A 22161-nucleotide genomic window follows, 5' to 3' on the forward strand; every position below is an offset into this window, starting at 1 on the left:
ATTATTTCAATTTATTGCGCGGCTTGCGGCATTCCTGCACTTTGGAACCAGAGCCGAACCGTTAATAGCGCGAAATTAGCCTTCGCTAGTGCCGTCAGCTTCCTCGGCACGCTTTGCTTCGAGCCAGGCCGCAGCTTCGGCTTCTTGAGCGGCTTCTGACACGGCTTTCTCAGCTGCATCGCGCTCTGCATGCAGTTCGGCGATCAGCTTCTCACGGTCGGTTGGACCCTTGGCCACTGGAACCTCATCAACCGCTTCTTCACCTTCAACAGGTTTGATGTTCTTGGCAGCCTTCGCCACCACCGCATCAAGCTCGCGCTGCGCGCACAGACCCAAAGTGACCGGATCTTTCGGTTGGATATTCTGGATGTTCCAGTGAGTCCGGTCGCGAATCGCGTTGATTGTGTTGCGAGTGGTCCCGATCAATTTGGAAATCTGCGCATCGGAAATTTCCGGATGGTTACGTAGCAGCCAGTTGATGCCGTCAGGCTTGTCCTGACGCTTGGACACTGGCGTGTACCGAGGGCCCTTAGTCCGCGTCACTTCAACCGGCGCTTTTTGCATAACCAAGCTGTAAGTTGGATCGGCCTGACCCTTATCAATCTCTGCCTGCGTCAATTCGCCCGAATGGAGCGGGTCGCGGCCAGTAAATTTGCTGCCGGCAAGATCGTCCGCCATCGCCTGAACTTCCAAAATATGCAGACCGCAAAATTCCGAAATCTGCTCAAAGCCGAGCGACGTATTATCGATCAGCCAAGTGGCAGTTGCATGCGGCATCAGCGGTTTGGGCTGGGTTTGGGCCACGATTTGAATCTCCGTAAAAATAATAGGGCCGCCCCTTTCGGAGCGGCCACTTCATGGGTTGATCTAGGGCATCACCCGCAGTTCGGCAAGCTTTTACGCTGCCGCCTAATCTGGGGCCCCTCTTTAGTGGCGATTGGGTGGCATCCTAAAACCTAACAGATTCTGGCAACCGAGTGTAGGAAGATCGACAGTCCGGGTTTTGAGAACTTGAATTGCTCGCCTGCTGAAGCAATAATCTCCGTGGAGCGTTAGCCACTCAGCCTTGCCCGACTTCCAGCACAATCTTTCCGATGTGATCACCGGCCTCCATGTGCGCGTGAGCAGCGCCTACATCGGCCAGGGCAAAAACCTGATCCATTTCGGGCCGAATTTTGCCGGTTTCGACTAACGGCCATGCGGTGCGAGAAATCTCGTCGCACAGCAAGGCTTTGAATTCGTCAGGCCTAGCCCGCAGGGTAGAGCCTGTCAGCGTCAAACGTTTGACCATGATCTGCGCCATATTCAATTCGGCCTGCATCCCGCCAAGCACCGCAATTGTGATATGGCGGCCATCTTCCGCCAGACAGGCTAGGTTGCGCGTCACATAATCGCCTGAGACCATATCGAGCACCAGCTGGACACCTTTGCCAGCGGTGATCGTTTTAACTTCTTCAACAAAATCGGCAGCCTTGTAATTGATTGCGTGATCCGCGCCGATCGCCTTTGCCGCGGCGCATTTTGCATCATTCCCGCAAGTGACAATTACATCCAACCCGAATGCCTTGCCCAGTTTGATTGCCATCGTGCCGATGCCGCTGGTTCCGCCATGGACGAGCAATGTCTCACCTTCCCCCGCCCAGCCTCGTTCAAAGACATTGTGCCACACAGTAAACAAAGTCTCAGGCAGCGCCGCAGCTTCTGCCAAGGACAATCCATCAGAGACCGGCAGGCAATGCTCGATTTTGGCGAGGCAATATTCGGCATAGCCGCCGCCAGTCACTAGCGCGCAAACGCGTTGGCCCGTGGCATCCGGAATCACGCTCTCTCCGCTGGCAACGATTTCGCCTGCTATCTCAAGCCCGGGAATGGGCGAGGCCCCAGGTGGCGCAGGGTAATGTCCCATGCGCTGGATAACATCGGGACGGTTCACTCCGGCAAATGCGACTTTGACAAGAACTTCATTCTCGCTTGGAATAGGAACGGGCAGAGTTTGCGGTCGGAATACTTCGGGGCCGCCAGGCACATCAAAGCCCATGGCGGTCATCGTTTGAGGAACATTTTCTGGCAAATTACCCACGGACTAGACCCCAAATCGCCAATATCTATGACAACATAGCCCTGTTGCCCCCATGCGACAGAACAACGCTATGCACCGCAACTAACCCCGCCGCGTATTGACAGCAAGCCCGCAGTCTTGCGAAACTGCCCGCCAATGGAAGAAGATGATCGTCCCCGCCGCAAAGGCGACGCTGCTGGCAAACTTTCTGCAGAGGATCTTGCGCCCTATTCTCAAGATGAATTGGCCGAGCGGATCAATCTACTCGAATCCGAAATCACGCGTGTTAAAATGCACCGCGACAAGGCGGCGGCGCATATGGCAGCCGCAGACGCTTTATTCGGCAAAAGAGATTCTTAATGGTGAGCGGTCGCAATCGCCCGAACTCTTCCCATCTATATTACAGATGCCAGGCGGAATTTCCCGTAAGCTTTGCCCCCGATCATCGGTTTAGCTTTGGTTAACCATGTCTGTTCCATAGTCCCTTCGAAGGGAATTTTTGCTCCTGATGCCGAAAGATAGCTGAATGCCAAGCTTTGCCCAAAACCTCGAAAAGACGCTCCATTCGGCGCTCGCGAATGCCTCGGACCGCCGGCATGAATATGCCACGCTGGAACATTTATTGCTCGCGCTGATCGATGATGATGATGCTGCAAAAGTGATGAAATCATGCGGTGTCGAAATGGGTGAACTGCGCAAAGTAGTAGAGACCTATCTCGACCAAGAATATCAATCGCTTAAAACCGAGGAAGATTCAGATCCTCAACCGACCGCCGGTTTCCAACGGGTTATCCAGCGCGCGATCCTGCATGTTCAATCGTCGGGCAATGACACTGTAACTGGGGCAAATGTGCTAGTCGCCTTGTTCTCGGAACGCGATTCTTACGCAGTTTATTTCCTTCAACAACAGGATATGAGCCGCCTCGACGCGGTCAGCTTTATCAGCCACGGTATCGGCAAGGGCGGCCAGCCGATGGATCCAGCCGCTCCGCAAGGCGCAGACGAAACACCCGGCGAAGAAAAGAGCGGCGAGACGAGCAAAAAGGAAACTGCGCTCGATCAATTCACCGTCAATCTCAACGAAAGGGCAGAGGCAGGCAAGATCGATCCGCTTATCGGTCGCGGTCCCGAAGTGGACCGGACGGTTCAGATCTTGTGTCGCCGCTCCAAGAACAACCCGCTTTATGTCGGCGACCCTGGCGTTGGTAAAACCGCTATCGCTGAAGGTTTGGCGCGTAAGATTGTCGAGGGCGACGTGCCTGAAGTTCTGCTCGAAGCGGTTATCTACTCGCTTGATATGGGCGCACTGCTTGCTGGCACACGCTACCGCGGCGATTTCGAAGAGCGGCTCAAACAAGTTGTCAACGAGCTCGAACAGATGCCGCATGCGGTCCTGTTTATCGATGAAATTCATACTGTTATAGGCGCTGGTGCGACCAGCGGCGGGGCAATGGATGCTTCGAATTTGCTGAAGCCAGCGCTTAGTAGCGGCGCCATCCGCTGCATCGGCTCAACCACCTACAAAGAATTCCGCAATCACTTCGAAAAGGACCGCGCTTTGCTGCGTCGGTTCCAGAAAATTGACGTTAATGAGCCCACAATTGAGGATACCATCAAAATACTCAAGGGTCTGCGCAGCGCGTTCGAAGACCATCACAAGGTTCGCTACACGCCCGACGCACTGAAAACGGCGGTCGAATTGTCGGCGCGTTACATCAATGACCGGAAATTGCCCGATAAGGCAATCGACGTCATTGACGAGGTCGGCGCGATGCAGATGCTTGTCCCGCCAAGTCGTAGGAAAAAGAAAATTACTGCGCGGGAGATCGAGCAAGTCATTGCGACGATGGCACGCATCCCGCCCAAATCGGTCAGCAAGGATGATAAAAAGGCCCTCGAAAACCTCGGTCGCGATCTGAAACACGTCGTCTTCGGTCAGGACGAAGCGATCGGCCGCCTGTCGACCGCGATGAAGTTGAGCCGCGCCGGATTGCGCGACCCAGACAAACCGATTGGCAGTTTCCTGTTCAGCGGGCCAACCGGCGTCGGCAAAACCGAAGTTGCCCGACAGCTTGCCAGCATTATGGGCATCGAGCTCAAGCGCTTCGACATGTCCGAATATATGGAACGCCATAGCGTATCGCGCCTGATTGGTGCGCCTCCTGGCTATGTCGGATATGATCAGGGCGGCTTGCTAACCGATGCGATCGATCAGAACCCGCATTGCGTGTTGCTGCTTGACGAAATCGAGAAGGCTCATCCCGATCTGTTCAATATTCTGCTTCAGGTGATGGATAATGGCCGTCTGACAGATCACCATGGCAAGACAGTCGATTTCCGCAACGTCGTGCTCATCATGACCACCAATGCCGGCGCTTCCGATATGGCGCGCAGCGGTATCGGTTTTGGTGACGTATCGAAGGCTGACGCTGGGACCGAGGCGGTGAAAAAGATGTTCACGCCGGAATTTCGCAATCGCCTGGATGCAATTGTGCCATTTGCCTATCTTGGCACGGACACCGTCAGCCGCGTTGTCGACAAGTTCATCCTGCAGCTCGAATTGCAGCTCGCGGACCAGAACGTGCACATTCAATTTGATACCGACGCGCGCGAATGGTTGGCGAAGAAGGGCTACGACAAAATGTACGGCGCCCGCCCGATGGGTCGCTTGATTCAAGACGAGATCAAACAGCCATTGGCCGAAGAATTGCTGTTCGGAAAACTAACCGATGGCGGCGAGGTCCATGTCACCATGAAAGGTGGGAAACCGAGCTTCGAAGTAAGTCCGGCCCCGCCCAAAAGCGTGCCCAAGCGTAAGCCAGCAAAGAAGGCTTCTGCAAAGAAGGCTGCGAAACCGATAACGAAAAAGCCAGACGCTCAGGCTGGTGAAGGTGGCGACGATAAAGGCGAGAGCTAGGCATCCTCTCGTTACCAAACAAAGGGGCGCGAACCGCTTAAGGTTCGCGCCCCTTTTTCAATCTGGAAACAGCCTTCAGCTGAGCTCGGCAAGGCCTGAAGCAATTGCAGCGATCATTTCATCGGTGATCGCACCGCCGGAAAACGGTTGCACTTCTTTAAAGCTCATTCCTTTGATTTGGTCATAGGCAGGGTGCAATTCGACTCCGGGGACATTCGCATCAACAACCGCCTTGGCGCGCTCATCCGCCATCAGATCCGCGATAGGCGAATCGATGGTTAGAGCAGCTGCCGCTTCAACCGCAGCCTCCTCAGCTGGCTGCGCCGTTTCAGCTGTTGGGGTCATCTCAACTTCTTGCGCATGAGCGCCAGAAGCGAGGAGCAAAGAAGCGGCAAAGAGAGTGGATTTCATGGACGGGTTCCTTAAATTTTCATTCGAGCGGATTAACCCGCCGGCAATTCGGAGCTAGCAGAACCAGCTTGCCTCAAGATGAAGCAACGCCTTGGCCCTTATTGGTTCAGGTGCGCGGCCCACATATGCTTTGATTCACCCTCTGTCGCAATCTCGAATTATGCAGTGGCCATACCCACGAAGCCAAGCATCCATTAAGTTGCAAATACGAACTTAATGGAATATGCGGGCCAACAATTACCAATCCAAGGAGCTTTTCCATGACACTCTATGAACAAACTATCCCGGTTTACCGCCAAGGTTTAGCCATGCTTTCCGGCTTGCTTGCCAAGGCAGAGTTGCATGAAAAATGCGGCACGCTGCTAGAGGCGAGCCTGACTGAGGATATGCATCCACTGGCCGTGCAAATTCGCTTCCTGTCGAATCAGCCGGGCGAAGCGATGGAGCGCCTCACCGGTCAAAAATTCAATTCGCGCGACGAAAATGCCGCAAGTTTCGCTGATGCGCGCGCAACACTTGCCCAGATGGACACCCACCTTGCAGCGATCACCGAAGGCGATTTGGTTAGTGCAACCGATCAACTGGTCGTTGACCTTCCCAACGGGATGGAATTCACAATGACTGCGGAGCAATATGTGCGCGACTGGTCGATCCCCAATTTCTACTTCCACCTGACAACTGCCTACGCGATCCTGCGGAAGGAAGGCGTAGAGGTCGGCAAGGCCGATTTCCTCCCTCATATGATGAAATATGCGACAAAGATGCCAACCGGCTAAGTGAATGAGCGCTCGTGGCGGGGCTTGAATCGGATCGCTCCGCCGAGTTGCGCGGCGCAACATATGCTTTAGTGGCAAAAATTTTGCGGGCATTTGCCAGCGATTACCCAGCGGATACGAGCCGATGCCCTCAGTCTGACAAATCAATCGCCGCAATCGCTGCGCCGTGGTGCTTCGCATTCTCGGTGTAATGCGCGACTCCGATGCGCATTCCTGCAATCGCGGGTTCGGGCAGATCGCGCAGGAATTTAGCGGGGCGGCCAGCCCAAAGCTGGCGCGGCTCCATTACCTTGTTTTCGGTCAGCATCGCGCCTGCAGCCAGCATTGCGTCTGATCCGATCACCGAATTGTTCATTGCAATCGCGCCGAGCCCGACAAAGCCGCGATCCTCAATCGTGCAACCATGCACCATCGCCATGTGGCCAACTAACACGTCATCGCCAATGATACAGGGAGAGCCATCAGGAGAACCGGGCCGCTCGGGATCACAATGGACCACGCTGCCATCCTGAATATTGGTCCGCTCACCAATGACAATCCGGCTGACATCGGCGCGCAGTACACAATTGTACCAGATCGAGCTATCCGCCCCGATCTCCACGGCGCCGATAATAACGCATCCCGGCGCGACAAAAGCACTGTCATGAATTTTGGGCGTTTTACCGTGAATTGGGACGATGGTTACACCGGGGCGTGCTGCGGTCATGCGATATGCTCCTGCCATTGTGCGCGAGTGAGGCTGTATAGAATGGTCGTGCGGTCTTCAGGCGGATAGGCTGGATCGTCAAAATCGAGGTCTTTGCGCCGCTCCATGCCGAGTTTTTGCATTAGCTTCCAACTGCCAATATTGGCTTCGCTGGTAAGCGCCACAAGATGCGGCGCTTCGACAGGCCCAAAGGCCCAGTCGATAATGGCCCGCACCGCTTCTTCGGCATAGCCTCTGCGCCAGCGATCTTCACGAACCAACCAACCCATTTCATGGTCACCCTGGTTGGAGGCGTGTGGACTGTCGACCCGCTTGATTCCGCAATAGCCGACCATTTCGCCAGTTGCTTTCTCGATCATGAAAAGAAACCCGAATCCTTCGCGAGCATAGAGCGCCATTACTTTAGCGTGTCTCGCTTCAATCTCATGCATCTCCATGACGCCGCCGAGCCGCGCCATCATAGCAGGCGTATTGAGCAGGCGATTGTGCAATTCTGCATCGTCATCATCCACCGTCCGCAGAACAAGCCGCTCGGTTTCGGCGACGATATCAGGCATCGGAAGAGAACCACGCATCGCGGTCGATCGAATAGACGATGATTAGCCCTGTTTCGGGATCAAATTCTGCGTTCGCAAAATCGAGATCCTTGCGCCGGCGCATGCCAAATCGTGTCATCAGGCCCCAACTCGGCGTATTGCCTTCAACTGTCAGCGCAACAACTTCTTCCGCGGCGAACTCGCTGAAAGCGAGGTCTAGCGAGGCTGCGGCGGCCTCCTTCGCATAACCCTTGCCCCACGCATCTTCGCGCAAGCGCCAGCCGACCTCCATCATTCCGATCGGGCCGCCAGCCTGATTGCAGCGCTTCAGGCCGCAAAATCCTAGAATTGCGCCATCTTCCTTTCGCTCTACTACCCAGAATGTGTGTCCGAATTCCGTACGGTAGCTTTCGAGCCTAGCCCGTGCCCCAGCGCGCTTCTCTTCATTACATACGCCTCCCAGCCAGCGCATCACCGCTTGTGTATTGGTATTCTGCCAAAAATCGGGCCAATCATCATCCTGCCAGTCGCGGAGGATCAGGCGAGATGTCTCATGGCGAAAGTCAGCCATTGAGAAGCTTTGCCGCATGCGCCGCGTGATAGGTCAGGACGCCTGTGCACCCAGCACGTTTGAAGCTCATAAGTGTTTCCAGGACCAGCGCGTCACGGTCCCCTGCTCCAGCCGCGGCCGCTGCCTCAATCATAGCGTATTCGCCGCTGACTTGATAGGCAAAGACAGGAATTTCAAACCGGTCTTTTACCCGCCGGACTATGTCAAGATAGGGCAGGCCCGGCTTGACCATCACGCTGTCCGCACCTTCGCTCAGGTCGAGCGCGACCTCACGCAAGGCCTCCTCACCATTGGCGGGGTCCATTTGGTAGGATTTCTTGTCACCTTTGAGCAACCCGCCGGAGCCAACCGCATCGCGGAATGGGCCATAAAAGGCAGAAGCATACTTGGCGGCATAGGCCATGATTTGGACGTTGGCGTGATCTTCCGCCTCCAATGCCGAGCGAATTGCGCCGACTCGCCCATCCATCATATCCGACGGGGCGATAATATCTGCGCCCGCCGCTGCCTGGTTGAGCGATTGCTCGACGAGCACCTCAATAGTCGCATCATTGCTTACATAACCTGCATCATCCAGCAGGCCGTCTTGCCCATGCGTGGTATACGGATCGAGCGCGACGTCAGTCAAAATACCGATCTGATCACCGCATGCCTCACGAATTGCCCGGATGGCTCGGCACATCAAATTGTCAGGACTAAGCGCCTCTGCCCCGTCGTCAGACCGCCGGTCCGCCTGTGTGTTGGGGAACAGCGCAATACACGGAATTCCAAGCGCAATCGCTTCCATCGCGCGTTTGGCAATCAAATCCACCGACCAGCGGGACACGCCGGGAAGCGAGGCGATCGGCTCCTCGACACCTGTGCCCTCGGTCACGAATAGCGGCCAGATTAAATCGGCAGGCGTGAGGGTGGTCTCCCGGTGAAGCGAACGGCTCCATCCGGTGGAGCGTATGCGGCGCAGGCGAGTATCTGGAAAAAAACCGGTCATCATTCATCCCTGTGCCGCAATTCTGCCGGCGGTTCAATCGGGACTGCACTCGTGGCCGTCTAAGGCACCTTTTTCGGCACGGCTATCTTGTCAATTTCGCGGACAGGCACGTCTTCCTGTGGTGCCGCAGGCTTCAAATCGACCAGAGCAGCGCCTGCCTCCACTTGTTTCAATTGCGTCAGCTTCGCACGGAACTGGCTGAGCTCGGCACCCGACAATTGTGCGCGCGTAACAAATTTAACCGATGCAGGGTTAACCGCACGGCCATTCCGGTACATTTCATAGTGCAAATGCGGGCCGGTCGAGAGGCCGGTTGACCCGACATAGCCGATTACTTGGCCGCGCCGGACCGATTGGCCGCTGCGAACGGCAATACGGCTCATGTGGCAATAGCGCGTATCCATACCGCCGCCGTGGCGGAGCCGGACAGCATTACCGCAGCCACCCATCCGGCCCGAACCGACTACTTGTGCATCTGCTACCGCAACAATCGGAGTGCCGCTCGAAGCGCGGAAATCCATGCCGGAATGCATCCGGCGATAGCCAAGGATCGGATGTCGACGCATCCCAAAGCCTGAACTTATTCCCCCAGGAACCGGTGCCAGCAAGCCGCTGCGCTGTTCGCCAACGCCCGATGCCTCGAAGAAGCGTCCCTCGCTGCCCCATCGCATCAATTGTGTTTGTGACTTACCGCCGCGATCAATCCCTGCATAAAGCAATTGGCCTGCCTGACGGTCGCCAGTGGCGGCGCGCTTATGTGCCACGATAATATCAAACGTGTCAGTAGAGCGGACCGAACGATCCATATCGATCTGGTCGCCCAGCGTGGACAGGAATTGCTGGACGGCGCTGGCCGGTGCACCTGCGGCTCTGGCTGAGCGATAAAGACTGCTGCCAACGAGACCGCGAATGCGGAGTGGAGTGTTATCCACCTGAATTGGAATGCGTTTTAGCGACAGATTGCCGTCAATGCGGTCTATTTGCAGGGCCAAATCAAACCGTGCACGGAAATTGATCGCATCGAGCGGGCGAGCTTGCCCAGCTGATGACCTTCTGCCCAAAGTAATGTCGATCTGTGTTCCGGGCTCGATGTCACTTAGCGACATGGTGCGGGCGATAAGCTCGCTCACCGTTTGCGCATCGCCGGACCCCACGCCTGAGCGCTGGAGCATCCGGCCAAAACTGTCGCCCTTTGCGAGGGTCGCCAAAAATTCGAGCTGCGGGCGCTCTGGCGCATTCTCAAGTTGTTTGACTGACGGGGTTGCCCCCATGTGCCGGCCGCTATCTGCTCCAAGCGCGAGCGGCATAATCATCTGGCTGCGGAATTCATCGCGCGCAGAATCATCCAATTCCATGGCAGGGGCTGCTTCGAGCGGTGAAAAATCGGGCCACATCGCAAGTGCGAGAGCAGATAGACCAACTAATGTCCCAACACCGCGAAACCATCGGCCACTCCCAATCGCCTCGGCCAAATCGGGGGCGAGATCAAGTTTCTCCATCTTTTCAGATGCAGAAAACCGCCATTCGTCGAATTTGTCGCTGAGCTTCCGCGCGCGCTGAATAACTTTGGGTGGTTGGTTTTCTAACAGAAGTGCATGCGACAGAGATGCCGCGCGCCAAGAGACATCGCCGCCGCCATGATCGTCGCCAGCCAGAATGGCCTCTTCGCTTTTGCGCGACTTAAACAACGCGCCCTCCTTCAAAGGTCGCGGCTGTCATTGATGCGACCCGACCTACGCGGTCTTCTATGACGCTTTCTCTGGAGAATTAAAGTTAACAACGGTTTAAATCACCAATATCCTAGCTTGCAATCAGATAGGCTGTTGAGGCTTTGCGATGAGCGGTTGCAGCAGCGGCAAGCGAGTGCCACATTTGCCAAGTGAACTCTCGCCTTTCCGACCAATCCACGATCAAAGCGGTGCTGGGCCCGACCAACACGGGCAAGACGCACCTTGCGATTGAACGGATGTGCGCACATTCGAGTGGCGCAATGGGTTTTCCGCTGCGCTTGCTGGCGCGGGAGGTTTATGACCGGGTCGTAGCAATTAAGGGAACAGCGCAAGTCGCACTGCTAACTGGCGAAGAACGGATCGAGCCACCAGACGCCCGATATTTCTGCTGCACCGCCGAAGCGATGCCCAAAAGCACGGGCGGAACCAATGGCAAGCTCGCTTTTGTGGCACTGGATGAAGCCCAATTGGGCGGCAACCGCGAACGAGGGCATGTTTTCACCGACCACCTGCTCCATACCAGAGGGCGGGAAGAAACGATGCTGCTCGGCGCTGCGACGCTGGAGCCGCTGGTTCGCGCGCTCGTGCCAAATGCCGAAATCATCAGCCGCCCACGATTTTCAACCTTAACCCATATCGGGCCGCGCAAATTGTCCCGCTTGCCGCCGCGCAGTGCCATCGTCGCCTTTTCGGCGGAGCAGGTTTACGCCGTAGCCGAAATGCTACGCCGGTTTCGCGGTGGCTCGGCGATTGTGATGGGAGCGCTAAGTCCCGAAACCCGCAACCGGCAAGTCGCGATGTTCCAATCAGGTGAGGTTGATTACATCGTCGCCACCGACGCCATCGGAATGGGTCTTAATCTTGACATCAACCATGTCGCCTTTGCCTCGCTCAAAAAGTTTGATGGCATCCGCCAGCGCCGGCTTATTCCAGCGGAAATTGCCCAGATTGCTGGCCGCGCAGGTAGACACCAAACCGACGGTACTTTCGGCATGCTTTCCGGCGCTGGCGGGAAAGGCCTCGAACCGGCCGATTTCACCGAAGAGGAAATTTATGCGGTTGAGGAGCATCGCTTCGCCCCAATGACCAAGTTGCTTTGGCGAGATTCGCAGCCGAGGTTTGACTCAATTTCCACGTTGATTGCCGATCTGGAACGCATTCCCCATCAGACCCAATTGCAAGTGATGCCCGAGACAATTGATCTCGCAGTGTTGAAGCGACTGGCGGACGAGTCGCTCTCGTCAGACGTCAAGGGGCCGTCACAAGTGCGTAGATTCTGGGATGTTTGTTCACTACCCGACTTTCGCCAGCAAGGGGCGGAAACGCATTCGCGCTTCGTCGCGCGGCTCTGGCAGGATCTGCATGACGGCTACATCGGCGCAGATTTTGCCGCCGCCCGCATTGCCGAACTCGACAATATGCAAGGCGACATCCATGCTATCCAGGGCAGGATAGCCGCGATCCGCAGTTGGGCTTATATTTGTCAAAGGCCTGACTGGGTGTTGGCACGGGATGAAATGGCCAGCCGCGCGATGGCGGTCGAGGCTAAATTGTCAGACGCGCTTCATGGCAGGCTGACCGAACGTTTTGTGAATAGAAGGACTGCAATCCTGATGAAAACTCTGGGCCAGGATCCCGCAATGTTGCCGGTTAAGCTGGCAGAAGACGGTGCATTATGTGTCGAAGACGAACCGATCGGCAAGGTTGAGGGGTTCCGCTTCACCGTCGACCCGCTTGCCAACCATTCTGACCGCAAAATGCTGCTGTCCGCTGGTGAAAAAGCATTGCCGCGTATTTTGGGTGAGCGCGCTCGGAAATTGCTGGCTGGCAATCTGGAAGGTTTGCATCTCCGCAAGGGAGCAATCTGGTGGGGCAACCAGAAGGTCGCGTCGCTGGACATTGGTGTGGGTGCAGCTGCTGCCAAGATCGACTTATCGCGAGATCTGGATGCCCTGACAGAAACGGACCGCGCTGCTATGGCATCAGGGCTGGAGCAATGGCTTTCCAAAAAGACCGAGCCGGTTGCGCCGCTCCACAAGATGGAGGCCGCAACTCGCGATAAGGATGCTGGATCGCAAGCGCGCGCATTGCTTTTGACACTGATTGCGGGTCACGGTTTTGTGACTCGCGAGAAGGCCGGACTGGAGCATTTGCCCAAAGAAGTCAGGCCGTTCCTTCGCCGTCTTGGTGTCACATTTGGCGCGCTGGATATATTTGCACCCGCTTTGCTGAAGCCTGCGCCCCGCCAAATTCTGCATGCGTTGGGCGTAGATCGCAGGCCTTTACAGGAGAACATGCAGCCCGTGATTGAAGGTGCTGGCAAGCACCCATCGGGATATCGGTCCGCTGGCAAGCAAGCAGTGCGGATCGATATTGCCGAGAAGATCATGCGTGCGGCGCACGAGGCAAAGGCTCAATCAGGAAAGAGGCGTTTTCGAATTGATCCGGCGCTTGCGATTTCAACAGGGCTTACGCAGGATAGCTTCAAGCGGTTACTTAGCGCGGCTGGCTTTCGCATCCAGCCGGTACGTATTTTGAAAGAGGGGGCCTACGGACCGCCTGCACCTGATACTTGGGAATGGAAGCCAACGCGGCGCAAGCAACAGCATGTCGCAAATGCCGGCCCTCGTGAAGGCAGTGCATTTTCAGCTCTGGCAGATCTGGTTCGGTAAGTCACAGACACGATGAGGATTGATCGGCTCCTGTGCTACTTGCGGTTCGTAAAAACGCGAAGTCAGGCACGAAGACTGATCGAGCAGGGGCACAGCCGCTGCAATGGCACCCGAATTATTCGTGCAAGCCTTCCGATTACCGAATCAGATATTCTGACCTTGGCGTTAGGCAAGACTGTACGAATCGTTGAAATTTTACAGCTGCCCACGCGGCGCGGATCGGTTCATGACGCTAAGGCTTGCTATCGCGTTCTTGACCCACAGGAGGAAGGTGCCATAGCAGAGGCCAAATCATTACAGGATAAAGGGAACACGCCACCATGACATATGTCGTCACCGAAGCGTGCATTAAGTGCAAATATACCGACTGCGTAGAAGTCTGCCCCGTGGACTGCTTCTATGAAGGCGAGAATATGCTGGTTATCAATCCCAGCGAATGCATTGACTGCGGCGTATGCGAACCAGAATGCCCGGCCGAGGCCATTTTGCCTGATACAGAAGATGGTCTCGAAAAAGTTCTTGAGCTCAATACCAAATATTCCGCTGAATGGCCCAATATCACTACCCAGAAGGAGCCACCAGCCGACGCCGATGATTTTAAAGGCGTGGAAGGCAAGATGGAAAAGTTCTTCTCTCCCGAGCCGGGCGAAGGCGACTAGGTTTATGTCCGTATTGCGGTTGGTAAAACCCTGATTCTCGTGAGAATCAGGGCGCGATACGTTGCCAATCAATACCGACTCGCAATTTTGTTGCGCTCGTGCTATATGAATTATTCACCGCACCGACGTAACCTCGGTGGAAGGTGCATAATTGAAAAGGGGCGCAACCACTTTTCGACAACAAGATTAGGATTGGACCGAGTCGCACGATACGGCCTAAGCTAGATTTTGGCTGTCCTTAAGGTGACCGTACCGCACGAAAGGACTTTTTATGGCTGGCAAGGCTCTCGCCTTCGATGTCGGCGACTATGTCGTCTACCCAAAGCACGGTGTCGGCCGTGTCACCGAAATTCAAAATGAAGAAATCGCTGGAATGGCGCTGGAACTCTATGTTCTGCGCTTTGAAAAGGAGCGCATGACGCTCCGTGTTCCCACCAACAAGGTTGAAGCCATTGGCATGCGCAAGCTGTCGAGCGACAAGACTTTAAAAGAGGCCATGGAAACGCTCAAAGGCAAGCCCAAGGTCAAACGCACCATGTGGAGCCGCCGCGCTCAGGAATATGAAGCGAAGATCAATTCAGGCGATTTGGTATCTATTGCCGAAGTGACCCGCGATCTGTTCCGCCCCGATGATCAGCCCGAGCAATCTTATTCTGAACGGCAGATCTTCGAGGCTGCATCGAGCCGTCTGGCGCGCGAATTGGCCGCAATGGACAAGACCGACGAGCCTACTGCCTTGGAAAAGGTTCTGGATATCCTGCGCGAGCACGCCCCGCAATATTATGACAATGGCGACGATGATAGCTGATCGACGAACCGCCTGACCAATCCGACAAGGGCTGCCTGAAAGGGCGGCCCTTTTCATTGTGGTGCCTTGTTTAAACGCCTTCACTGTATTATGTGTGCAATACAGTTCTATGGAGGATCCAATGTTTAATCAACTTCTCAAAAAAATGGCCCCTGCGGCGGTTATGGCACTCGGGCTGAGCCTCAGCGCATGCAACGTCAACATGTCGATCAATGGTGACGAAGGCGTGCCGCTCGCCGAACTTGACCAATCCGGCGATGCTCCGACCGGGGTCGCGTTGCTTGGTCCTGATACGGTTATCATTACCGAAGGCGACACTCTGGGAATTACGGTTGAAGGTAAGAGCGAGGCAGTCGAGGCCATGCGCTTCACATTGGAAGGCGGGACGCTCGCCGTGATGCGCGACTCAGATATTTGGGATGGCGACGACAAGGCCACAGTCCGCGTCACGATGCCCGCACCAGAAGATTTGAATATGGCCGGCTCCGGGCGTATCGAAGCGATGACTATGGCAAGCCAAGCAAATATTAACATTGCGGGGTCCGGCACGATTGAGGTTTCAGCAATCTCTTCCGAGGATCTTGAAGTTGCTATGGCGGGCTCAGGCAAAGTGAAAGTAAGCGGCACCGCCAATTCACTTGAAGTCGCTGTAATGGGGTCGGGCGAAACCGATCTTGCGGGACTGAAAGTTGAAACGGCAGAGGTTTCGATCGCTGGCTCGGGCAGCGTCAGCCTTGCCTCCGATGGCAAAGTCGAGGCCAACATTGCGGGATCGGGTAACGTGAATGTCAGCGGTAGCGCGACTTGCGAAGTGAATTCGATGGGTTCTGGCAAAGTGACCTGCAAATCACCCGCAGCGAAATCAGAGCCTGAGGCAACATCTGGAGACGGGCAAGCCGAATAATCGCCTTGTTCATATATTCTGTGATAGGGCCGCGCGTCAAAGGAGAACCTTTATGCGCGGCCTCTTGATTATAGCTGCTGTGGCCAGCTCGCTGACGCTGTCAGGCTGCCTGGCTAAGGCGGCCTTAGATGTAGCCACCGCACCGGTTCGGGTGGCGAGCAAGGCAGTCGATCTCGCCACCACCAGTCAATCTGAAGCAGATGAAAAACGCGGCCGGGAAATCCGTCAACGAGAGGAGCGTTTAGGCAGGTTGCAGCGACAGTATGAAAAGGAGCAGCAAGATTGCACCGATGGCGATCGCAGGGCCTGCGAAAAAGCGCAGAAAACCTACGCCGAGATGCAGGTTCTGATGCCTGGCGTACCAGTGGAGCCCGTTACGCGGTGATCAGGCCGATGCCCGGCGAAGACGGTCGTTGATTGCTTTGCCTAATCCGGTGTCAGCAATCGGAGCTACAGCAATCCGAGGCAAATCGGAACCGGTCGCTTCATGCAGACAAGCATAAAGATTGGACCCGGCCTCGGCCAAATTGCCTGAAACTGACAGCGAGCAATCGCCAGCCACTGCCCCGAAACCGATGTGAAATTCGTCCGCTTCCGCGCGTTCGGCGTTGAGCCGGACTGGCTTGCCGGGGGCATAATGGCTCGCGAGCTGTCCGGGCGCTTCGATTGAATTTCCGCTAGCTCCTCTCTCCAATCCCCGGTCAAAATAGTGTCTGTGCAAAGCATCCAGATCGACTGGGCCGGGCCGCAGCTCCTCCCAACTACCATCTTCGCGAACAGCCAGGATCGTCGATTCAAGCCCTTTTTCGCATGGTCCGGCATCAAGGATCAGATCAATTCTTTCATCAAGCGACGCCGCCACATGGCTAGCGCTGGTCGGACTGATAAAGCCGCTGCGGTTTGCCGAAGGGGCAGCAAGCGGGAACTCACAAATCTCTAGCAATGCCCGCATTACAGGATGTGCTGGGGCACGCAGCGCCACCGTTGGCAGCCCAGCGCTTACCGCGTCAGCCAAACCGGCATCTGGATTCAACGGAACAACGAGAGTGAGTGGCCCGGGCCATTCCAATTCTGCCAGCCATGATGCGCTGCCAGTCAAATTTGCATAGCTTCGCGCATGTTCAGCATCGCGGACATGAACAATTAGCGGATTGAAGCTCGGCCGCCCCTTTGCTGCATAGATCTTGGCGACCGCTTCCTCATTGTCAGCGCGGGCAGCGAGACCATAAACCGTCTCCGTCGGCACTGCGACCAAGCCCCCCGAACGCAGGATTTCGGCCGCACGGGCGATTCCGGCAGCGTCAGCAAGTATTGATTCCGTAGCGTTCTTGTCGCCCATGCCGCCGCGCTATAAGTGAGGGGCACAAAAAGCCAAGGGAATCGTTGTTCCTGCGCATTCACAATACCTTTCAAGGAAACTGAAATTGACCCCTTTCACACCTCCTACCCAGGACCAGTTGCTAGCAATCAAAATCAATTCCGGGATCGCGGAATTGGCTCAAAGTGAGCGCTTTGCTGCTGCCGAAGAGGATATGGTGCAGGCGATTGTCGAAGGTGTGGGCGCATTTGCCGCAGGCGAATTTGCTCCACTTAATCGCATAGGCGATCTCGAAGGGGCGAAGCTCGAAAACAACATAGTCCGCCTACCCGATGGCTACAATGCGGCCTATGATCAATATGTTGCGCAGGGCTGGAACGCGATTGCCTCTCCGCAAGAGTTTGGCGGCCAAGGCCTGCCGTTCACGCTCGCTTGCAATGTGATCGAGAACTTAGGTGCGGCTAATATGGCCTTCACTTTGCTCCCGATGCTGTCGGTCGGTGCAATCGATGCGGTCGAAAACCACGGCAATGACGAACAAAAGTCGGTCTACTTGCCCAAGCTGGTCAGCGGCGAATGGTCGGGCACAATGAATTTAACCGAGCCACAAGCAGGGAGCGATGTCGGCGCCCTCCGTTCCACCGCAACGCCAATCGAAAGCGGAGACCATGCGGGCAAATATCTGATCAACGGCCAGAAAATCTATATCACTTGGGGGGAGCACGAGCTTTCCAAGAACATAATCCATCTGGTGCTTGCCCGGCTACCCGGCGCGCCTGAGGGCACCCGCGGAATTTCATTGTTCATTGTGCCCAAATACCACGTGAACGATGATGGTTCTTTGGGCAGCAAAAATGACCTGCGCTGCGTCAGCCTTGAACATAAATTGGGGATCAATGCCTCTCCGACCTGCGTGATGAGTTACGGCGACAATGGCGAGTGTATTGGCGAGCTCATCGGTGAGGAAAATCGCGGTCTGGCAGCGATGTTCACGATGATGAACAATGCGCGGATCAATGTTGGCAGCCAAGGTGTGCAGATAGCCGAACGGGCGCTGCAACAGGCGGCCTATTATGCCAAGGACCGCGTCCAGTCGGCACGCGCCGGTTCGCCGGACCGCGCTCCTGTCGCGATTATAGAACATCCCGACGTCCGCCGGATGCTACTGCGAATGAAATCCCTGACCGAAGCGATGCGCGCACTGCTCTATTACACTACAGGCCAGGTTGACCGCGGCACGTTGGGCGATGCCGCTGCTGGGGCGCGCGGCGATGTGCTCGTTCCGATGATTAAGGCCTGGGGCACCGATACGGGTATCGATGTTGCCAGCATCGGCGTGCAAATTCACGGAGGTATGGGATTTGTCGAAGAAACCGGCGCAGCACAACATTACCGCGACGCGCGCATCGCCCCCATCTATGAAGGCACGAATGGTATACAGGCGGCTGATCTAGTGACGCGTAAGCTCGGCCTTGAAAATGGTGAGGTTTATGCCCGCCTGATGGCCGATATTGCTCAGGCTGCGGCGGATGAACCAGCGCTCGCGTCGCTGGCACAGGATTGCGCAGCCATTGCAGAGTGGATGCGCGAAACTGCCTCGTTGGATGACAAATTGGCGGGTAGCGTGCCCTTCTGCACCATGTCGGCAGTTGCGGTTGCGGGCTGGCAGATGCTGCTTCAAAAACGCGCTGTCGAGAGCGGTGAAGCACCATCGTTGGCCGCGATCAAGCCGGTGACTGCGCAGTTCTTCATCGACCACGTCGTCCCGGAAGCAGCCGGCTTGAAAGCCTCAGCCACTGCGGGTTCAGACATATTCTATGCGCTGACTACAGACCAACTTGCCGGCTGAACCGCATGAGGTAACTCGCGCCTAATCGCTAGTCGTCGGTATCGCGACCTTCCGGGCAAATTCCTCTGTAAAGGCTGCTCGCGGATCGCCTGTCAATTCGGTCCGCGGAGCCAGAGACTCACCCTTCAACCGCTTGACCGCAAAGGCCGGCTCTGACTTAGGATTGAACACACGCCAGATAATGCCAGCAGTATCGTCGGTGACCAACAACGCTCCATCCTGCGCCCATTCTACCCATGTCGGACGGCCTCGCGTTGTACCCTCACCCGTCAGGAAGTTGGTCAAAACCGGCAACGGCTTACCTGTCGGATTGCCGAGATCATCAAACGCAACGAATACCACATCATAGCCCGAGGCTGGCTTACGGTTCCACGAACCATGCCGCGCGATAAACGCGCCTTGACCGAAGGCTTCGCCCATGCGGTGGCCTGCTTTTGAAAAGCGGAAACCGAGCGCTGCAACATGGGGACCAAGCGCATACTCAGGCTTCCGCGTATAGCTGACCAAAGATTGTGGCATCGGTTCCTTGACCCGGCGATCAACGTAATCACCGAAATAGAACCAAGGCCAGCCATAGTGCACGCCTAGCGGCACGTTAGTTAGATAATCAGGCACCAGATCGGACCCGAGCATGTCGCGCTCATTAACAGTTGTCCAAAGCTCATTGGTCCACGGACTCCAATCGAGACCGTTGGGATTACGCAAACCCGCCCCGAAAATCCGCGACTTCCCCGATTCGAGATTATGCTCCCAGATCGCCGCGCGGCCTTTTTCGGCTTCCATACCCTTGTCACCGATGTTGGTATCCGAACCAACTGCGACATAAATTTTCGTTCCATCATTATTGAGCTCGACGTTACGCATCCAATGTCCGCCGCCGCCGGGCAAATCCATCAATTTGCGGGCGCCGCCAGTGATTTTGGTGTCACCCGCGGTGAAAGGGAAGGCGAGCAAAGCGTCATGGTTGGCGACGAACAAAGTGCCATTCTTATAAGCCATGCCGGATGGCGAATCGAGTTCATCTGTGAGAACGAATCGCTCGTCCGATACGCCATCGCCGTTAGTGTCGCGAAGGAGGACTATCTCATTAGCCGAGTCGCCGGTGGCTCCGGCGCGCGTCATCAGCATATTCGCGATCCATGCAGCAATGCCGCCGTCCTCATCGGCTTTAGGTGAGCGGGTTAGCGTTACCAGGACGTCACCATTTGGAAGCAAGTGCATCACACGGGGGTGATCAAGCCCCTCTGCAAACCGGCTAACAACCAGGCCTTCAGCTGCATCCGGCTTCTCGCCATCGTTCCAGCCAATTGGCTCTGCAATATTGATGGTCGGGAAGGCTTCAGAATTGGGATCCTCCAGCACCGGATCCTCGCCGGTAACTTCGTCTACGCTCAGATTAGCGGTATCACCGCGGCTCAACCAAAACAGGACAATCGCGAGAATGGCGAAAATAGCGAGGACCCACAGGAGGATTTTGCGTTTTGTGCTCATAGAGTGATGGATAAACACAGTCCGCCCTTGCGGCAATGGCCCTTTGACCTAGATTGGAGACATGTTTGATTTTTCAGCCGATACTGGCCTTTCCAAGCCCGAACGCTACCGCCAATTAGCCGGCGCAGCCGAAGCGCTAGTTTCCGGCGAGCAGGATAGCGTCGCCAATATGGCAAATGTTGCCGCTCTAATGTGGGAATTCATTCCGCAGCTCAATTGGGCGGGCTTCTACCGAGTTCTGGGTGAAGAGTTAGTGCTCGGGCCGTTCGTAGGGCGCCCAGCATGCATCCGGATCCCGATGGGTAAAGGCGTATGCGGCACTGCGGCATCCGAAGGTACGACGCAGCTGGTCGAGGATGTCCATGCGTTTCCGGGGCATATTGCTTGCGACTCCGCCAGCCGTTCCGAACTGGTCGTCCCCGTCTTGCGCGATGGCAAAGTGTGCGCGGTTATCGATCTCGACAGCCCTGACCTTGCTCGTTTTGATGCAGAAGATGCAGCTGGCGTCGAACTGTTGGCCGCACGATTGGCAGGCACAATCTAACCGCCCCGAAACGGGACAGCCACGCTTCAAAGCTTGGGTTTCTGCGCGATGCGATGGTAGATTTTCGGTTAACGCCGGGAATCGACCGGCTTTCTGTTGCCAAGGGGAATGCCATGAAGGCCCGTTATCTCGTCTCGATCAGCGCTTCGGCTTGCGCACTTGTGGCCGCAACGCCGGCACTGGCTCAGCCTGAAATGACCTATGAGCAGAAACCGTATGAATATGCTCAAGCAGCTCCAGCGCAAGGTCCACAGCCACCACCCGTCACCTATCGCCAGGAGCCTGTGGTTCAGCCAGCACCTCAGGCAATGCCACAACCGGTCGTGTATGAACGCGAATATGAGGCGGAATACGAGTATAGCGATGCTCCGCACGCCAATAGGCCGCACCGGGCCCTTCATGCCATGCCCCACCACGCAATGCCCGCCCATGGGATGCCTCCAATGGTGGCAATACCGCATCACGCCTATCCTCAGCACCCTATACCCCATCAAGCGCAGTTTGATCGCGGCGCATGGATTGAAGAATGCGTTACGCGTTATAATGGCGGTCAGTTGCGCCGTGACCGGAATGGCAACATCATTGGCGGCCTCGTCGGCGCGGTGGCTGGCGGTGTAATTGGCAACCGAGTTGCTGGCCGCGGTGATCGTTTGGCTGGTTCGCTAATCGGCGCCGGAGTGGGCGGCCTTGCCGGACTGGCGGTCGGCGCGGCTATCGATGCGGCAACCGACGATCGCGGACGTGACAGCGAAGAAGCATGGGCGTTCTGCGAAGACTATCTTGCTCGCTATACTCACCAGAACATGGGTGGTTTTGGGTACTATGCACAGCCTATGATGCTGGTGCCAGTCATGATTCAAGTGCCCCAACACGCGGTTGTGCGTGAATATGTGACTGAAGAAACTGTGCATGTTCAGGTTGTTACATATGAGGACGTGCCAGCACGCCCCGTGGTCAAGCCAGCGCCGCAACCAGTCAAACGAGTGCCCATCAAGAGCGTTCCAACCAAGCGCGTGCGCTCTGTCAAAGGCAATTGACGGCTACGCGATTCAGCGGACCGATTTATAGCTGCAAGCCGCCAATGGATTCTTTGAAGCGCCACTTAGCGAGATATTAACTACAATTCGCGCACTAGAGCCTATGGGCCGCGCGCAAACCAAGACACAATCGCCTCAGGCAACGTGCGAATCTCTGCCAAGCCAGGGGTTCGCGCCGCGCGTTT

Annotated in this window: 22 protein-coding genes; 12 read left to right on the forward strand and 10 right to left on the reverse strand. The window is 56.0% G+C overall.

Annotated elements, in window-relative coordinates; all coding sequences use genetic code 11:
* Positions 1–75: 75 nt before the first annotated feature.
* Both GRI36_RS02095 and GRI36_RS02100 read right to left on the reverse strand, forming a co-directional pair.
* The gene (locus GRI36_RS02095) at positions 76–777 is read right to left on the reverse strand and encodes a DUF1013 domain-containing protein (protein WP_160598997.1); all 702 of its coding nucleotides are present in this window, start codon (positions 775–777) and stop codon (positions 76–78) included.
* Between the two features lie 283 nt (positions 778–1060).
* Positions 1061–2047, reverse strand: coding sequence for an NAD(P)H-quinone oxidoreductase (locus GRI36_RS02100; RefSeq protein ID WP_160598998.1), 987 nt, complete (start codon positions 2045–2047; stop codon positions 1061–1063).
* A gap of 168 nt (positions 2048–2215) precedes the next feature.
* On the opposite strand from GRI36_RS02100, the gene GRI36_RS02105 reads away from it, so the two are divergent.
* Both GRI36_RS02105 and clpA read left to right on the forward strand, forming a co-directional pair.
* Positions 2216–2419 (forward strand): DUF1192 family protein, encoded by a 204-nt coding sequence (locus GRI36_RS02105; RefSeq protein ID WP_160596963.1) that lies wholly within the window; start codon positions 2216–2218, stop codon positions 2417–2419.
* A gap of 166 nt (positions 2420–2585) precedes the next feature.
* On the forward strand, positions 2586–4976 hold the full coding sequence (gene clpA / locus GRI36_RS02110) for an ATP-dependent Clp protease ATP-binding subunit ClpA (RefSeq protein WP_160596964.1): 2391 nt from the start codon (positions 2586–2588) through the stop codon (positions 4974–4976).
* 75 nt (positions 4977–5051) lie between these two features.
* On the opposite strand, the gene GRI36_RS02115 is transcribed toward clpA, so the two are convergent.
* Positions 5052–5387 carry a hypothetical protein gene (locus tag GRI36_RS02115; RefSeq protein WP_160596965.1) on the reverse strand — a complete coding sequence of 112 codons (336 nt, stop codon included), beginning with the start codon at positions 5385–5387 and terminating at the stop codon, positions 5052–5054.
* Between the two features lie 260 nt (positions 5388–5647).
* On the opposite strand from GRI36_RS02115, the gene GRI36_RS02120 reads away from it, so the two are divergent.
* Positions 5648–6163: a DUF1993 domain-containing protein gene (locus GRI36_RS02120; RefSeq protein WP_160596966.1), complete on the forward strand. Its 516-nt coding sequence runs from the start codon at positions 5648–5650 to the stop codon at positions 6161–6163.
* 130 nt (positions 6164–6293) lie between these two features.
* Here GRI36_RS02120 and GRI36_RS02125 read toward each other — a convergent pair whose 3' ends face one another.
* The 5 genes from GRI36_RS02125 to GRI36_RS02145 are packed head-to-tail and all read right to left on the reverse strand — an operon-like array spanning position 6294 to position 10652.
* Complete coding sequence (locus GRI36_RS02125) at positions 6294–6869, reverse strand: gamma carbonic anhydrase family protein (RefSeq protein ID WP_160596967.1); 576 nt, start codon at positions 6867–6869, stop codon at positions 6294–6296.
* Positions 6866–7426 carry a GNAT family N-acetyltransferase gene (locus tag GRI36_RS02130; RefSeq protein WP_160596968.1) on the reverse strand — a complete coding sequence of 187 codons (561 nt, stop codon included), beginning with the start codon at positions 7424–7426 and terminating at the stop codon, positions 6866–6868. Before GRI36_RS02130 ends, GRI36_RS02125 begins: the two co-directional genes overlap by 4 nt.
* On the reverse strand, positions 7419–7976 hold the full coding sequence (locus GRI36_RS02135; RefSeq protein WP_160596969.1) for a GNAT family N-acetyltransferase: 558 nt from the start codon (positions 7974–7976) through the stop codon (positions 7419–7421). The genes GRI36_RS02130 and GRI36_RS02135 overlap by 8 nt, the downstream gene beginning before the upstream one ends.
* Positions 7969–8964, reverse strand: a complete 996-nt coding sequence (gene hemB, locus GRI36_RS02140) for a porphobilinogen synthase (protein ID WP_160598999.1) — start codon at positions 8962–8964, stop codon at positions 7969–7971. The genes GRI36_RS02135 and hemB overlap by 8 nt, the downstream gene beginning before the upstream one ends.
* Before the next feature lie 59 nt (positions 8965–9023).
* A complete protein-coding gene (locus tag GRI36_RS02145; protein WP_235902132.1) occupies positions 9024–10652 on the reverse strand; it encodes a M23 family metallopeptidase in 1629 nt (542 codons plus the stop codon).
* Between the two features lie 278 nt (positions 10653–10930).
* On the opposite strand from GRI36_RS02145, the gene GRI36_RS02150 reads away from it, so the two are divergent.
* The 6 genes from GRI36_RS02150 to GRI36_RS02175 all read left to right on the forward strand — a co-directional run bounded on the left by GRI36_RS02150 (position 10931) and on the right by GRI36_RS02175 (position 16122).
* Positions 10931–13366, forward strand: a complete 2436-nt coding sequence (locus tag GRI36_RS02150) for a helicase-related protein (protein ID WP_160599001.1) — start codon at positions 10931–10933, stop codon at positions 13364–13366.
* Between the two features lie 12 nt (positions 13367–13378).
* Positions 13379–13690, forward strand: a complete 312-nt coding sequence (locus GRI36_RS02155) for a S4 domain-containing protein (RefSeq protein WP_160596970.1) — start codon at positions 13379–13381, stop codon at positions 13688–13690.
* Positions 13687–14025: a ferredoxin FdxA gene (gene fdxA, locus GRI36_RS02160; protein ID WP_160596971.1), complete on the forward strand. Its 339-nt coding sequence runs from the start codon at positions 13687–13689 to the stop codon at positions 14023–14025. The genes GRI36_RS02155 and fdxA overlap by 4 nt, the downstream gene beginning before the upstream one ends.
* Positions 14026–14296: 271 nt before the next feature.
* Positions 14297–14833 (forward strand): CarD family transcriptional regulator, encoded by a 537-nt coding sequence (locus GRI36_RS02165; protein ID WP_160596972.1) that lies wholly within the window; start codon positions 14297–14299, stop codon positions 14831–14833.
* A gap of 121 nt (positions 14834–14954) precedes the next feature.
* A complete protein-coding gene (locus GRI36_RS02170; RefSeq protein WP_235902133.1) occupies positions 14955–15737 on the forward strand; it encodes a head GIN domain-containing protein in 783 nt (260 codons plus the stop codon).
* 52 nt (positions 15738–15789) lie between these two features.
* Positions 15790–16122 carry a hypothetical protein gene (locus GRI36_RS02175; protein WP_160596973.1) on the forward strand — a complete coding sequence of 111 codons (333 nt, stop codon included), beginning with the start codon at positions 15790–15792 and terminating at the stop codon, positions 16120–16122.
* Here the strand turns inward: GRI36_RS02175 and GRI36_RS02180 are convergent, their stop codons facing one another.
* Complete coding sequence (locus GRI36_RS02180; RefSeq protein ID WP_160596974.1) at positions 16123–17076, reverse strand: L-threonylcarbamoyladenylate synthase; 954 nt, start codon at positions 17074–17076, stop codon at positions 16123–16125.
* 85 nt (positions 17077–17161) lie between these two features.
* Between GRI36_RS02180 and GRI36_RS02185 the strand changes: the two genes are divergently transcribed.
* Positions 17162–18904 (forward strand): acyl-CoA dehydrogenase, encoded by a 1743-nt coding sequence (locus GRI36_RS02185; RefSeq protein WP_235902134.1) that lies wholly within the window; start codon positions 17162–17164, stop codon positions 18902–18904.
* A gap of 21 nt (positions 18905–18925) precedes the next feature.
* On the opposite strand, the gene GRI36_RS02190 is transcribed toward GRI36_RS02185, so the two are convergent.
* Positions 18926–20395: a PQQ-dependent sugar dehydrogenase gene (locus tag GRI36_RS02190; protein ID WP_160596975.1), complete on the reverse strand. Its 1470-nt coding sequence runs from the start codon at positions 20393–20395 to the stop codon at positions 18926–18928.
* A 61-nt stretch (positions 20396–20456) separates the two neighbouring features.
* Here GRI36_RS02190 and GRI36_RS02195 point away from each other — a divergent pair, with 61 nt between their 5' ends.
* Together GRI36_RS02195 and GRI36_RS02200 are read left to right on the forward strand one after the other, a co-directional pair.
* Positions 20457–20939, forward strand: coding sequence for a GAF domain-containing protein (locus tag GRI36_RS02195; protein ID WP_160596976.1), 483 nt, complete (start codon positions 20457–20459; stop codon positions 20937–20939).
* Between the two features lie 113 nt (positions 20940–21052).
* Complete coding sequence (locus GRI36_RS02200; protein ID WP_235902135.1) at positions 21053–21976, forward strand: hypothetical protein; 924 nt, start codon at positions 21053–21055, stop codon at positions 21974–21976.
* The last annotated feature ends 185 nt before the right edge of the window (positions 21977–22161 follow it).

Source organism: Pontixanthobacter gangjinensis, from assembly GCF_009827545.1.
Lineage (GTDB): Bacteria > Pseudomonadota > Alphaproteobacteria > Sphingomonadales > Sphingomonadaceae > Pontixanthobacter > Pontixanthobacter gangjinensis.